The organism is Streptococcus mitis (assembly GCF_022137125.1).
In the GTDB taxonomy this organism is placed as follows: Bacteria; Bacillota; Bacilli; order Lactobacillales; family Streptococcaceae; genus Streptococcus; species Streptococcus mitis_CE.
Genome location: NZ_JAKNEQ010000006.1, coordinates 116,589 through 129,621, shown reverse-complemented (window position 1 = coordinate 129,621; position 13,033 = coordinate 116,589). Strand labels below are relative to the sequence as shown.

General features: G+C 42.3%; 13 protein-coding genes. 8 read left to right on the top strand and 5 right to left on the bottom strand.

Annotated elements, in window-relative coordinates; translation table 11 throughout:
- Positions 1 to 81: 81 nt before the first annotated feature.
- Together adhP and L0P31_RS06855 are read right to left on the bottom strand one after the other, a co-directional pair.
- Complete coding sequence (gene adhP, locus L0P31_RS06860; protein ID WP_238096276.1) at positions 82 to 1,101, bottom strand: alcohol dehydrogenase AdhP; 1,020 nt, start codon at positions 1,099 to 1,101, stop codon at positions 82 to 84.
- A 224-nt stretch (positions 1,102 to 1,325) separates the two neighbouring features.
- Positions 1,326 to 2,138, bottom strand: coding sequence for a Cof-type HAD-IIB family hydrolase (locus tag L0P31_RS06855; protein WP_238096274.1), 813 nt, complete (start codon positions 2,136 to 2,138; stop codon positions 1,326 to 1,328).
- Between the two features lie 188 nt (positions 2,139 to 2,326).
- On the opposite strand from L0P31_RS06855, the gene L0P31_RS06850 reads away from it, so the two are divergent.
- The 6 genes from L0P31_RS06850 (at position 2,327) to folK (ending at position 8,409) form a co-directional block, all read left to right on the top strand.
- A complete protein-coding gene (locus L0P31_RS06850) occupies positions 2,327 to 3,745 on the top strand; it encodes an NCS2 family permease (RefSeq protein WP_238096272.1) in 1,419 nt (472 codons plus the stop codon).
- Between the two features lie 52 nt (positions 3,746 to 3,797).
- On the top strand, positions 3,798 to 4,505 hold the full coding sequence (locus L0P31_RS06845) for a CPBP family intramembrane glutamic endopeptidase (RefSeq protein WP_023947032.1): 708 nt from the start codon (positions 3,798 to 3,800) through the stop codon (positions 4,503 to 4,505).
- Between the two features lie 93 nt (positions 4,506 to 4,598).
- Entirely contained in the window at positions 4,599 to 5,579 is a 981-nt protein-coding gene (gene folP, locus L0P31_RS06840) for a dihydropteroate synthase (protein WP_238096270.1), read from the top strand.
- Position 5,580: 1 nt separating this feature from the next.
- The gene (locus L0P31_RS06835) at positions 5,581 to 6,903 is read left to right on the top strand and encodes a bifunctional folylpolyglutamate synthase/dihydrofolate synthase (RefSeq protein WP_238096268.1); all 1,323 of its coding nucleotides are present in this window, start codon (positions 5,581 to 5,583) and stop codon (positions 6,901 to 6,903) included.
- Positions 6,884 to 7,438 carry a GTP cyclohydrolase I FolE gene (gene folE / locus L0P31_RS06830; protein ID WP_000380916.1) on the top strand — a complete coding sequence of 185 codons (555 nt, stop codon included), beginning with the start codon at positions 6,884 to 6,886 and terminating at the stop codon, positions 7,436 to 7,438. The genes L0P31_RS06835 and folE overlap by 20 nt, the downstream gene beginning before the upstream one ends.
- Before the next feature lie 158 nt (positions 7,439 to 7,596).
- Positions 7,597 to 8,409 (top strand): 2-amino-4-hydroxy-6-hydroxymethyldihydropteridine diphosphokinase, encoded by an 813-nt coding sequence (gene folK, locus L0P31_RS06825; protein WP_238096266.1) that lies wholly within the window; start codon positions 7,597 to 7,599, stop codon positions 8,407 to 8,409.
- Between the two features lie 45 nt (positions 8,410 to 8,454).
- Here folK and L0P31_RS06820 read toward each other — a convergent pair whose 3' ends face one another.
- The gene (locus L0P31_RS06820) at positions 8,455 to 8,772 is read right to left on the bottom strand and encodes a DUF960 domain-containing protein (RefSeq protein WP_049522427.1); all 318 of its coding nucleotides are present in this window, start codon (positions 8,770 to 8,772) and stop codon (positions 8,455 to 8,457) included.
- A 236-nt stretch (positions 8,773 to 9,008) separates the two neighbouring features.
- Here L0P31_RS06820 and ccpA point away from each other — a divergent pair, with 236 nt between their 5' ends.
- A complete protein-coding gene (ccpA, locus tag L0P31_RS06815) occupies positions 9,009 to 10,019 on the top strand; it encodes a catabolite control protein A (protein WP_001090628.1) in 1,011 nt (336 codons plus the stop codon).
- Between the two features lie 53 nt (positions 10,020 to 10,072).
- Here ccpA and L0P31_RS06810 read toward each other — a convergent pair whose 3' ends face one another.
- Positions 10,073 to 11,035 carry an asparaginase gene (locus L0P31_RS06810; protein ID WP_020903075.1) on the bottom strand — a complete coding sequence of 321 codons (963 nt, stop codon included), beginning with the start codon at positions 11,033 to 11,035 and terminating at the stop codon, positions 10,073 to 10,075.
- Between the two features lie 65 nt (positions 11,036 to 11,100).
- Between L0P31_RS06810 and L0P31_RS06805 the strand changes: the two genes are divergently transcribed.
- The gene (locus tag L0P31_RS06805) at positions 11,101 to 12,489 is read left to right on the top strand and encodes a Cof-type HAD-IIB family hydrolase (RefSeq protein ID WP_238096264.1); all 1,389 of its coding nucleotides are present in this window, start codon (positions 11,101 to 11,103) and stop codon (positions 12,487 to 12,489) included.
- A gap of 56 nt (positions 12,490 to 12,545) precedes the next feature.
- Here the strand turns inward: L0P31_RS06805 and L0P31_RS06800 are convergent, their stop codons facing one another.
- Entirely contained in the window at positions 12,546 to 12,998 is a 453-nt protein-coding gene (locus L0P31_RS06800) for a universal stress protein (protein WP_238096262.1), read from the bottom strand.
- Between the last annotated feature and the right edge of the window lie 35 nt (positions 12,999 to 13,033).

Here is a 13,033-nt window from a genome sequence, read left to right as displayed (position 1 = left end):
GTTTTTTTGAATCCTTATTAAAAAATTTAATATAAAAAAGTTGGAAGCGCATTCCAACTTTTAAAATAGGTTTTTATTAGATTAGTGGGTGAAGTCGAGTACCATACGTCCTTGGATTTGACCTTTTTCCATTTCGTCGAAAATGGCTACGGCATCTTCGACTGGGCGTTTTTGAACAACTGGAACTACCAAACCTTCTGCACCGAATTGGAAGGCTTCTTCCAAGTCTTTACGAGTTCCAACAAGAGAACCGATGACTTGGATTCCATCTAGAACGGTTTTTACGATACTTAGTTCCATCATTTCAGAAGGAAGACCAACAGCGACTACGCGACCACCGGCACGAACTGAGTCAACAGCCTGATTGAAGGCAACTTTAGATACAGCAGTTACGACAGCTGAATGAGCTCCTCCATCAGTTTTTTCCCTGATGAGTCCTGGGACATCATCAACTTCTAGGCCGTTAATAACGACATCAGCACCTACTTCTTTTGCAAGGGCAAGTTTGTCGTTATTGATATCAACTGCGATAACATGAGCGTTGAAAACTTTTTTAGCATATTGAACTGCGAGGTTACCAAGTCCACCAGCACCGTAAAGAACAACCCATTGACCTGGTTCAACTTTGGCTTCTTTAATAGCCTTATAGGTTGTTACACCAGCACATGTGATGGAAGAAGCTTGGGCTGGATCAAGTCCGTCAGGAACTTTAACAGCATAATCTGCAGTTACGATACATTGTTCAGCCATACCACCATCTACTGAGTAACCGGCATTTTTTACTGTACGGCAAAGGGTTTCGCGACCAGTTGTACAGTATTCGCAAGTACCGCATCCTTCAAAGAACCAAGCAACGCTGACACGGTCGCCGACTTTAAGATTTTTAACATCTGGTGCAATCTCTTTAACGATACCAACACCTTCGTGTCCAAGAACACGTCCTGGTACCTGACCGAAGTCGCCATGGGCAACGTGGAGGTCAGTGTGGCAAACACCACAGTATTCAATTTCTACAAGTGCTTCCCCAGTTTCAAGTGGACGGAGTACTTTTTCTTCAATAGCAACACCAGTGCTTTCTGGATTTACAACAACAGCTTTCATAGCTATCCTCCTTGATATTGGCCGAGAACAGGGACAACGGGACTGGATTGATTTTGTGTCAACAGAGTCGAGTATGACGAGCTCTCTTGTATTTATATGTGAATTATATCACAAAAGAAAGCCTTTTCCAAGGTTTTGGAGGCAAAAAGTAGAACAATCGGTTAACTGGTTGATGAGACTGTGAAAAGAGCACAAAGACCAGCTCGCAAGCTGGTCAGTATGGACTATAAGAATAAGTCTTGTAGGGTTTTGGCAACCCCATCTTGGTCATTGGTTAGGGCGATTTGCTCATCTGCATAAGGGAGCAATTCTGGATTGGCATTTTTCATTGCATAGCCTTTTCCAGCAAAAGATAGCATTTCGGTATCATTGTGTTCATCTCCAAAGGCAATCAAATCCTTTTTATCACGATTCATTACTTTGAGCAAGTAGTCCAAAGCAAAGGCCTTATTGACACCTTTTGGGGTACATTCAAGGATATTGAGAGGTCCACCCCAGGTATTAATAGAAAGTTGATGCTGGTAGAAGGCGTTCATTTCTTTTGCCAAGGCATACTTGTCACTGGCTCTGGTCTGCAAGAGAATACAGTTAGGATCCTTGGTTACCAACTCAGGCTGGAATTGATCTTCAGGCTGGAAAGCTTCTACACCAAATAGTTTAGGATTGGCAATTTTTTCATTAGGATTTGTAATGTAGAATTTTTTACGATATTCTCCAGCGATAAAATCGGCTTGAATGTCCTCTGAACGTCGAACCATATCTAGCAGATATTTTTTGTCTACGGTTAAACACTTTTCAAAGTTCCAAACTTGGTCTGGTAAATGAGTGAGGGAACCGTTGAAGTTAATCATAGGAGTGTCTAAGCCCAGTTCACGGTAAAAATCTTTTGACATACGGTAAGGACGACCTGTCGTAATAATAACCTGATGGCCTTTTTCAGCAACTTTTTTAATGGTTTTTTTGGTAAAGTCAGAAATTTGACTGTCTGAGTTGAGCAAGGTTCCATCTAGGTCAACTGCAATAATTTTTTTTGTCATATGGACCTTTCTAGTGTCTTTTCAGATAAGATGTCTACTATTATAACAGAAAGCAGGCAGAAAAGCAGATTCCAAACAAAAAATGAAATTGGATCAATTTCTTAAATAAATCAAAAAAAATATTGAAAAAGTGAATGATAAATGATATAATTCTATTATTGTTCGTAAAAATTAAAAGGAGATTGATAATGGACAGATTATTTAAACTAAAAGAGAACGGTACAGACGTTCGTACAGAGGTTCTCGCTGGTTTAACAACTTTCTTTGCAATGAGCTATATTCTCTTTGTAAACCCACAAATTCTTTCACAAACAGGGATGCCTGCTCAGGGTGTATTCCTCGCAACGATTATCGGTGCAGTTGCTGGTACCCTGATGATGGCCTTCTACGCTAACTTACCTTATGCCCAAGCGCCAGGTATGGGACTCAATGCCTTCTTTACCTTTACAGTTGTATTTGGGCTCGGGTATTCTTGGCAAGAAGCCTTGGCTATGGTCTTCATCTGTGGGATTATCTCATTGATTATCACTTTGACAAATGTTCGTAAAATGATCATTGAATCGATTCCAAATGCCCTTCGCTCAGCTATTTCAGCTGGTATCGGTGTCTTCCTTGCCTATGTAGGGATTAAGAATGCTGGACTTTTGAAATTTACGATTGATCCAGGTAACTATACTGTTGTAGGAGAAGGGGCTGACAAGGCTCAAGCAACGATTGCAGCAAATGCTTCAGCAGTTCCAGGATTGGTCAACTTTAATAATCCAGCTGTTTTGGTGGCTCTTGCAGGACTGGCCATTACAATCTTCTTTGTTATTAAAGGAATTAAAGGGGGAATTATCCTCTCTATCTTGACAACAACTATTCTTGCTATCGCAGTTGGTTTGGTAGATTTGTCAAGCATCGATTTTGCTAATAACCATGTTGGTGCAGCCTTTGAAGACTTGAAGACAGTCTTTGGTGCAGCTCTTGGTTCAGAAGGTTTGGGAGCTTTGATTTCAGATACAGCTCGCTTGCCTGAAACTCTGATGGCTATTCTTGCCTTCTCATTGACAGATATTTTTGACACGATTGGTACCTTGATCGGTACAGGTGAAAAAGTTGGTATCGTAGCGACAAATGGTGAAAACCACCAATCAGCTAAGTTGGATAAGGCTCTTTACTCTGACTTGATTGGTACTTCAATTGGTGCCATCGCAGGTACTTCAAACGTAACGACTTATGTTGAGTCTGCTGCTGGTATCGGTGCAGGTGGACGTACTGGTTTGACAGCCTTGGTTGTGGCAATCTGCTTTGCGATCTCAAGCTTCTTTAGCCCACTTCTAGCGATTGTACCAACAGCTGCTACAGCTCCAATCTTGATTATCGTTGGGATTATGATGTTGGCTAGCTTGAAAAATATCCATTGGGATGATATGTCTGAAGCAGTTCCTGCCTTCTTCACATCTATCTTTATGGGATTCAGCTACTCTATCACTCAAGGGATTGCAGTTGGTTTCTTGACTTACACTTTGACTAAGCTTGTCAAAGGTCAAGCTAAAGATGTTCATGTTATGATTTGGATTTTGGATGCCTTGTTTATCCTTAACTACATCAGTATGGCCTTATAATAGGATAACCCAGGGGGATTTTCCCCCTTTTTTAATATAAAGGAGATGGGTGATGAAAGAGAAAAATATGTGGAAAGAATTATTGAATCGTGCAGGTTGGCTGTTAATCTTTTTGCTGGCGACAATTTTATATCAGATTCCTATAGGGGTTACTGCTATTTTAACTTTAAATGCAGTACCACTGTTGCAGTCAGGACTGATAGTTGCTGGTATTTCGATTGTAGTTTTGGCACTATTTATTTTTGGAGCTCGTAAAACGCAATTAGCAAGTTTTAATTTTTCTTTTTTTAGAGCGAAGGATTTGGCACGTTTGGGCTTGAGTTATTTAGTTATTATCGGGTCAAATATACTTGGTTCTATCTTGTTACAACTGTCAAATGAGACGACAACAAGTAACCAGTCTCAGATTAACGATATGGTTCAGAATAGTTCTCTGATTTCCAGTTTCTTCTTACTGGCCTTGCTTGCTCCGATTTGTGAGGAAATCTTGTGCCGTGGGATTATTCCTAAAAAGATTTTCCGAGGAAAAGAGAACTTGGGATTTGTAGTCGGTACGATTGTGTTTGCTTTATTGCATCAACCAAGTAATTTACCTTCTTTATTGATTTATGGAGGTATGTCGATTGTTCTATCTTGGACGGCTTACAAAACCCAACGTTTGGAAATGTCTATCTTGCTTCACATGATTGTTAATGGGGTAGCCTTCTGTTTATTGGCTCTTGTGGTGATCATGAGTCGGACATTAGGGATTTCTGTTTAAGATTTTTGACAATTGCTTACTTGTTTCTACTGGGAAAAAGATGAATGCAATCGTGTCCATCTTTTTCTTTTTATGGTAAAATAGAGAAATAATATGATGAAAAACCTTGAGGGAGTGACCGATATGTCAAGTAAAGCCAATCATGCAAAGACAGCTATTTGCGGAATTATTAATGTAACCCCAGACTCCTTTTCGGACGGTGGTCAATTTTTTGCTCTTGAGCAGGCACTCCAGCAGGCTCGTAAATTGATAGCAGAAGGGGCTAGTATGATCGATATCGGCGGAGAATCGACTCGGCCTCGGCCGGGAAGTAGCTATGTTGAGATAGAAGAGGAAATCCAGCGTGTTGTTCCAGTGATTAAAGCGATTCGCAAGGAAAGTAATGTCCTCATTTCCATTGATACTTGGAAAAGTCAGGTGGCAGAGGCTGCTTTGGCTGCTGGTGCCAATCTAGTCAATGATATCACTGGTCTTATGGGTGATGAGAAAATGGCGGATGTGGTTGCTAAGGCTGGTGCGAAAGTAGTCATTATGTTTAATCCAGTCATGGCGCGACCTCAGCATCCTAGCTCGCTCATATTTCCTCATTTTGGATTTAATCAAGCTTTTACAGAGGAAGAGTTAGCTGACTTCGAAAAATTGCCAATCGAAGACTTGATGGAGGCTTTCTTTGACAGAGCCTTAGCGAGAGCGAATCAAGCTGGAATCGCACAAGAAAATATCCTGTTGGATCCAGGAATTGGCTTTGGTCTGACCAAGAAAGAAAATCTGCTTCTTTTACGGGATCTGGATAAACTACATCAGAAAGGATATCCAATCTTTCTCGGAGTGTCGCGCAAGCGGTTTGTCATCAATATTCTTGAAGAAAATGGTTTTGAAGTCAATCCTGAGACAGAACTTGGTTTCCGCAATAGGGACACGGCTTCGGCTCATGTAACCAGTATCGCTGCGAGACAGGGTGTGGAAGTGGTGCGCGTGCATGATGTAGCTAGTCACAAGATGGCGGTTGAAATTGCCTCCGCTATTCGTCTGGCTAAAGATGCGGAAAATCTAGATTTAAAACAATATAAGTAAGATGAAAGAAATTGAAAACAATCAGTGGATTACTAACTACCGGACGGACCAACCGCATTTTGGCTTGGAACGAATGGTGGAACTGTTAGCTTTGCGTGGCAATCCCCATTTCAAACTCAAGGTCATCCATATCGGAGGGACCAATGGCAAGGGTTCGACCATTGCTTTTTTGAAAAAAATGCTAGAAAAGCTAGGGCTGAGAGTTGGCGTGTTTAGCTCGCCCTATCTCATTCATTACACAGATCAGATTAGCATCAATGGGGAATCTATCCCAGAGGCTAGACTAGAAGCCCTCATGGCAGACTATCAGTCGTTGCTGGAAGGGGAATCGGCTGCTAATTTGCAGGGGACAACTGAGTTTGAAATAATTACAGCTATAGCCTATGATTACTTTGCCTCAGAGCAAGTAGATGTGGCTATCATGGAAGTCGGCATGGGTGGGCTTTTAGATAGTACCAATGTCTGCCAGCCAATTTTAACAGGAATTACGACCATTGGATTGGACCATGTAGCCCTACTTGGTGACACCTTGGAAGCCATAGCAGAGCAGAAAGCTGGTATTATCAAACAAGGTATTCCCTTGGTGACAGGTCGTATTGCTCCAGAAGCTTTGGCTGTGATTGACCGCATTGCGGAAGGGAAAGATGCGCCGAGATTTGCCTACGGGACAGATTATCAGGTCCGCCATCAAAAGAGTATGGTTACAGGCGAAGTCTTTGACTATACAAGTGTTGTCAGACAAGGTCGCTTCCAAACTGGCCTGTTGGGTTTGCACCAGATAGAGAATGCTGGGATGGCCATAGCTTTACTTGATAATTTTTGTCAAGAAGATGGTCGAGAACTAGCAAGCAATCACGTGCTTGCTCAAGCCTTGGAAGAAACAAGTTGGCCAGGGCGTTTGGAAATCGTGTCAAGAGAACCCTTGATGATTTTGGATGGGGCCCACAATCCCCATGCTATCAAGGCTTTATTAGCAACTTTGCAAGAACGCTTTGCGGATTATTGTAAGGAAATCCTCTTTACTTGCATCAAAACCAAGGCCTTGGAGGATATGTTGGACTTGTTGGAGCAAATCCCAGATACCGAGCTTACTCTGACACATTTTGACGATAGTCGGGCGACTGATGAAAGCGTGCTGGAAGAGGCAGCTAAGTCTAGAAATCTCAGCTACCAAGGTTGGCAGGATTTTCTAGAGCAGAAATTGACAGATAAAAAAGAAGAGAAACAAACAGTTAGGATTGTCACGGGTTCCTTGTATTTCTTGAGCCAAGTGAGAGCCTATCTGATGGAGAGGAAAAACGAAAATGGATACACAAAAGATTGAAGCAGCTGTAAAAATGATTATCGAGGCCGTCGGAGAGGACGCTAACCGCGAGGGCTTGCAGGAAACACCTGCTCGTGTGGCTCGTATGTACCAAGAGATTTTTTCAGGTCTTGGTCAAACAGCGGAGGAACATTTGTCAAAATCCTTTGAGATTATCGACGATAATATGGTGGTAGAAAAGGATATCTTTTTCCATACCATGTGTGAACACCACTTCTTGCCATTTTATGGTAGAGCACATATTGCCTACATTCCAGATGGTCGTGTGGCAGGTTTGTCTAAGCTAGCCCGTACGGTTGAAGTTTATTCGAAAAAACCACAAATTCAAGAACGTTTGAATATCGAAGTGGCCGATGCCTTGATGGACTATCTAGGTGCTAAAGGAGCCTTTGTTGTCATTGAGGCGGAACATATGTGTATGAGCATGCGTGGTGTTAGAAAACCAGGCACTGCAACCTTGACGACAGTAGCTCGTGGTCTATTTGAAACAGATAAGGACCTTCGAGACCAAGCTTATCGTTTAATGGGACTATAATACTCTTCGAAAATCAAATTCAAACCACGTCAGCTTTCATCTGCAACCTCAAAACAGTGTTTTGAGCAGCCTGCGGCTAGCTTCCTAGTTTGCACTTTGATTTTTATTGAGTATAAAAAGAATCCGCTTGAAGCGGATTTTTCTAGAAAGGAATCATTATGGATCAACTGCAGATTAAAGATTTGGAAATTTTTGCCTATCATGGTCTTTTTCCTAGTGAGAAAGAATTGGGGCAGAAGTTTGTTATTTCCGCAATCCTATCCTATGATATGACCAAGGCGGCGACAGACTTGGATTTAACAGCCTCTGTCCATTACGGAGAATTGTGCCAGCAGTGGACGGCTTGGTTTCAGGGAACAACTGAGGACTTGATTGAAACGGTAGCCTACAAACTGGTAGAACGTACCTTTGAGGCTTATCCTCTTGTCCAAGAAATTAAGCTGGAACTGAAAAAACCTTGGGCGCCAGTGCATTTGCCACTAGATACTTGCTCAGTAACCATTCATCGCCGCAAGCAACGAGCCTTTATCGCCCTAGGAAGCAATATGGGAGATAAACAAGCAAACTTGAAGCAAGCCATTGAGAAAATGCGAAATCGAGGTATCCATATTCTCAAAGAGTCCAGTGTATTGACGACGGAGCCTTGGGGTGGTGTTGAGCAGGATAGCTTTGCTAATCAAGTGGTTGAGGTTGAAACCTGGTTGCCTGCCCCAGTTCTATTAGAGACCTTGTTAGCCATTGAGTCAGAGATGGGACGGGTGAGAGAAGTACATTGGGGGCCTCGTTTGATTGATTTGGACTTGCTCTTTGTGGAGGATCAGATTCTTTATACAGACGACCTCATCTTGCCTCATCCTTACATAGCGGAACGCCTTTTTGTTCTTGAGTCCTTACAGGAAATTGCGCCTCATTTTATCCATCCGACATTAAAGCAACCGATCCGCAACTTGTATAATGCTTTGAAACAATAGAAAAAACTCTAGTTTTCAGTCGCTTGTAACTGAAGGCTAGAGTTTTTAAAATAGGTCATTTTCTTCTGGGAGGAGGATAGTTTCTCTACCGTCCATATCTAAAACCAGTACTTTCGGGGGATAAAGAGGGTCGAAAGGATGGTTAAAGTCAAAATCAATGGCTGTAGGGAGGTGTTGACTTGAAAAGTGGAAGGTAATTTTTCCTTGGTTATTGAGCAATTGAAACTCGAGTTCCTCCTCCAATTCAAAGACATTTTTTAAGAAGTGGTCGATGATATACCAAAAAGAGTCAATAACATCATCAGGCAAGCTGGTAACAATGCCAAAACTAGCTGACCGCATGTGGGTATTGGTAAAAGCCATATTTCTTCCCCCTTTCTTTTCCCTTATCATACAGTAAATAGGATTAAAAATCAAGAAAAGGTGATTTTTTCTTCATAAACATAGCTTCCTATGAAATTTTTTCAAATAATCTTCAAAAAATGCTTGAAAGTGTTTACAAATAGTGATAAAATGGAATAAGTAGAATCATGAAAACGAAATTTTCATACCGTCTCTTTTTTGGAGTCTCGTGAGGTATGATATAGAAAGGAAATGGAATGAATACAGACGATACAGTAACGATTTATGATGTCGCCCGTGAAGCAGGAGTTTCAATGGCGACGGTTAGCCGTGTAGTCAATGGCAATAAGAATGTAAAAGAGAACACCCGTAAAAAAGTACTCGAGGTGATTGATCGTTTGGATTACCGTCCAAATGCAGTGGCGCGTGGTCTTGCAAGTAAAAAGACAACCACTGTTGGTGTCGTGATCCCAAATATTACCAATGGCTATTTCTCAACGCTTGCTAAAGGGATTGATGATATCGCTGAAATGTACAAGTACAATATCGTCCTTGCTAATAGTGATGAGGACGATGACAAGGAAGTTTCAGTTGTCAATACCCTGTTTTCTAAGCAAGTGGATGGTATCATCTTTATGGGATATCACTTGACTGAAAAAATTCGTTCAGAGTTTTCTCGCTCTCGGACACCAGTTGTTCTTGCAGGAACTGTGGATGTAGAACATCAGCTTCCAAGTGTCAATATTGACTACAAACAAGCTACGATTGATGCAGTGACCTACCTTGCTAAAGAAAATGAGCGCATTGCTTTCGTTAGCGGTCCACTAGTGGATGATATCAATGGTAAGGTTCGTTTGGTTGGCTACAAGGAAGCCTTGAAAAAAGCAGGTATTTCTTATAGCGAAGGATTGGTATTTGAATCTAAATACACTTATGAAGACGGTTATGCCTTGGCAGAACGCTTGATTTCATCAAATGCAACTGCAGCAGTTGTAACAGGTGATGAGTTGGCAGCAGGTGTTTTGAATGGCCTTGCTGATAAGGGTGTGTCAGTACCAGAAGAATTTGAAATCATTACTAGTGATGATTCGCAAGTCTCACGCTTTACCCGTCCAAACTTGACAACTATTGCCCAACCTCTCTATGACCTTGGTGCTATTAGTATGCGTATGTTGACTAAGATTATGCACAAGGAAGAGTTGGAAGAACGTGAAGTTCTCTTACCTCATGGTTTGACAGAACGTCGTTCAACACGAAAACGTAAATAGAAAAAATCAGGGAATCGTGAAGATTTCCTGATTTTGCTTTCTGGAGAAGAGACTTAGCCTTCCATATAGTCTTTCAAAGCCTGCCCTGTTAGTCCGGCATTGAGGGCAATGAGGAGTTTCAAGCGAGCTTTTTGGGCATTGAGTTCTTTAACAAAGAAGACACCAGATTTTTGCAACTGCACGCCCCCACCTTGGTAGGCATAAACAGGTTCCGCTATACCGTTAAAGCATCGTGATACCAGGGCGACTGGGATTCCTTTTTGCAGAAGGTTTTCTAATTTTTGAGCCGTTTCTTTGGGAATATTACCAGCTCCGAAGGCTTGGATAATCAAGCCGTCCAATTGTTCCAAATCCAGCATATCAATCAGCTCATCTGTCATACCTGCATAAGCCGAGATGATAGGGACTAAGCCTTGTATGTGATCAAGGTCAAAGCGAACACGAGGTTCAGCTGTTTTGAAGTAGAGGATTTCCCGCTTCGTAATCAGACCAAGTGGCCCATGTGTTGGGGTCTGGAAGGTGCCGACGTTGGTCGTATGCGTTTTGGTAACATACTTGGCAGCATGAATTTCATCGTTCATAACAACCAAAACCCCTTTGTCAGCAGCCCTGTCATCGCTAGCCACCCGTAAAGCACTCAGATAGTTATAAACACCGTCGCTGCCGAGTTCGTTAGAGCTACGCATGGCCCCTGTTAGAACGATAGGCATATGGGGAACTTCCATGGTATCAAGGAAATAGGCTGTTTCCTCTAAAGTATCGGTCCCGTGTGTGATTACCACTCCATCGTAGTTAGCAGCTTCCTCTTTAATTTTCTGGTAGAGGGCTAGCATATGCTTGGGTTTGATATGGGGGCTTGGCAGGTTAAAAAAGTCTAAGGCGTGGACTTGGATTCCTTCAAGTGGGTTGGACACATGGTTCATGGGATTATCTGAACTCGTCACAACAGCGCCAGAAGCATCGGCTTGCATGGAAATAGTTCCACCCGTATGTAAAACAAGGATTTTCTTAGGCATGATTTACTCACTCTTTCTGAAATGTGGTATAATCATTGTATCACAAAAGGGGAGATTGGGATAGGATGGAAGTCAAAGCTGTTTTTTTTGATATCGATGGAACCTTGGTTAACGATCGCAAGAGTGTTTTGAAATCCACTAAGGACGCGATTAAGATTGTCAAAGAACAAGGGGTGCTAGTTGGTGTAGCGACAGGGCGAGGACCTTTTTTTGTTAAGGAATTGATGGACGATTTGGATCTGGACTTTGCGGTAACCTACAATGGCCAGTATATCTTTACTAAAGACAGAGTCTTGTTCACGAGCCCAATTTCCAAGTTACATTTGCGCCAGCTCATTACGTATGCTAAAAAAGAGGGCAAGGAGATTGCCCTAGGGACCAAGGATGCTATGCTGGGTTCTAAAATCATGTCCTTTGGTCTGGGTTCTTTTTCCCAACGAATCAGTCGCTTCGTTCCCTCTGTTTTAACTCGGACAGTGAGTTATTCCTTTAATCGTATGGTCAGCAAGGTTGTTCCCCAAAAGGAAGAAGACCTGCTTGATCTAATGAATCAGCCTATCTACCAAGTCTTGATGCTGATGACGCCAGAAGAATCTGAGAAGGCAGCAGCTGATTTTGAAGACTTGAAATTGACACGTAGCAATCCTTTTGCAGCGGATGTCATCAATCAAGGAAATTCTAAATTGGAAGGCATTCGACGAGTTGGGAAAGAATATGGTTTTGACCTCAACCAAGTGATGGCCTTTGGTGATTCGGATAACGACCTTGAAATGCTGGCTGGTGTCGGTATGTCAGTTGCTATGGGAAATGGTAGTAGCAGTGTCAAGGAAGTTGCCAAACACATCACCACCAGCAATCAGCAAGACGGAATCCACAAGGCCTTGGAACATTTTGGTGTTTTGGCTTCAGAAAAAGTCTTTGTCAGCCGTGACTATCATTTCAATAAGGTCAAGACCTTCCACCACATGATGGATGAACGAACCCAAGAAGAACCTCGAGCTTGGGATTTAGAAGGTGCAACCCACAGGGCTGGCTTTAAAATAGAAGAATTGGTGGAGTTTGTTCGAGCTGCCAGTCCTTCTGAAGAGGACTTTGGTCAAGCTCTATCGCAACTTCATCAGGCTCTTGATAAGGCAGCAGAGAAAGTAGCCAAGAAGACACCTGCCCAGCAAGATTTGGTAGGGCAGGTGGATGCCCTGATTGACACGCTTTATTTTACCTATGGTAGCTTTGTTTTGATGGGGGTGGACCCAGAACGTATTTTTGATATCGTCCATCAGGCCAATATGGGGAAAATTTTTCCAGATGGCAAGGCTCATTTTGATCCAGTGACCCATAAAATCTTAAAACCAGATGATTGGGAAGAAAAATATGCTCCAGAACCTGCTATTAAAAAGGAACTGCAGCGCCAGCTCAAGGCTTATGAACGCCATAAAGAGAGAAATAAACAGTAAACAAAAAGTAAATAAAAAGTAAATAAAAAGGAGCTGGGGGCTCCTTTTCTTGATGATTATAAGGTTTTTTCTTGTTCTCTCACAACCAGCAAATCAACCTTAGCATGGCGGAGGATGTATTCAGATGAAGAACCGACCAAGAGGCGTTCAAAGGCGTTGAGACCAGTTGCGCCAACGAGGATGAGGTCCACTTCCTCAGCATCGGGAATAGTACGTGCCAGTAGGGTCTTTGGATTTCCCATTTCAATGACGATATGAACATCTGCCACACCAGCATCTTTAGCACGTTTTTCGTACTCTTTCATCAGACTTTCAGCGTCGACTTGGAGTTCTTCGTAAACTTCAGCATCAAAGGTGGATACGCTTTGGAGTGCGCGTGTGTCAATGACATGTGCGATGGTGAGTTTAGCGTCGTTTCGTAGAGCAGAATGAACTCCCTTGACAAAAGCCAAGTCTGCTTCTTTAGAACCATCGATTGCGACCATGATATTTTGGTAACGTTGTGTCATAATGAAACCTCCTGAAATTTTCTTACTATAATTGT

Bases quoted from the DNA above. Each gene is read 5' to 3' on its own strand.
- L0P31_RS06855 (WP_238096274.1), bottom strand. From the start codon at position 2,138: ATGACAAAAAAAATTATTGCAGTTGACCTAGATGGAACCTTGCTCAAC.
- L0P31_RS06800 (WP_238096262.1), bottom strand. From the start codon at position 12,998: ATGACACAACGTTACCAAAATATCATGGTCGCAATCGATGGTTCTAAA.
- L0P31_RS06810 (WP_020903075.1), bottom strand. From the start codon at position 11,035: ATGCCTAAGAAAATCCTTGTTTTACATACGGGTGGAACTATTTCCATG.
- adhP (WP_238096276.1), bottom strand. From the start codon at position 1,101: ATGAAAGCTGTTGTTGTAAATCCAGAAAGCACTGGTGTTGCTATTGAA.
- L0P31_RS06850 (WP_238096272.1), top strand. From the start codon at position 2,327: ATGGACAGATTATTTAAACTAAAAGAGAACGGTACAGACGTTCGTACA.
- folE (WP_000380916.1), top strand. From the start codon at position 6,884: ATGGATACACAAAAGATTGAAGCAGCTGTAAAAATGATTATCGAGGCC.
- L0P31_RS06820 (WP_049522427.1), bottom strand. From the start codon at position 8,772: ATGGCTTTTACCAATACCCACATGCGGTCAGCTAGTTTTGGCATTGTT.
- L0P31_RS06845 (WP_023947032.1), top strand. From the start codon at position 3,798: ATGAAAGAGAAAAATATGTGGAAAGAATTATTGAATCGTGCAGGTTGG.
- folK (WP_238096266.1), top strand. From the start codon at position 7,597: ATGGATCAACTGCAGATTAAAGATTTGGAAATTTTTGCCTATCATGGT.
- L0P31_RS06805 (WP_238096264.1), top strand. From the start codon at position 11,101: ATGGAAGTCAAAGCTGTTTTTTTTGATATCGATGGAACCTTGGTTAAC.
- ccpA (WP_001090628.1), top strand. From the start codon at position 9,009: ATGAATACAGACGATACAGTAACGATTTATGATGTCGCCCGTGAAGCA.
- L0P31_RS06835 (WP_238096268.1), top strand. From the start codon at position 5,581: ATGAAAGAAATTGAAAACAATCAGTGGATTACTAACTACCGGACGGAC.
- folP (WP_238096270.1), top strand. From the start codon at position 4,599: ATGATGAAAAACCTTGAGGGAGTGACCGATATGTCAAGTAAAGCCAAT.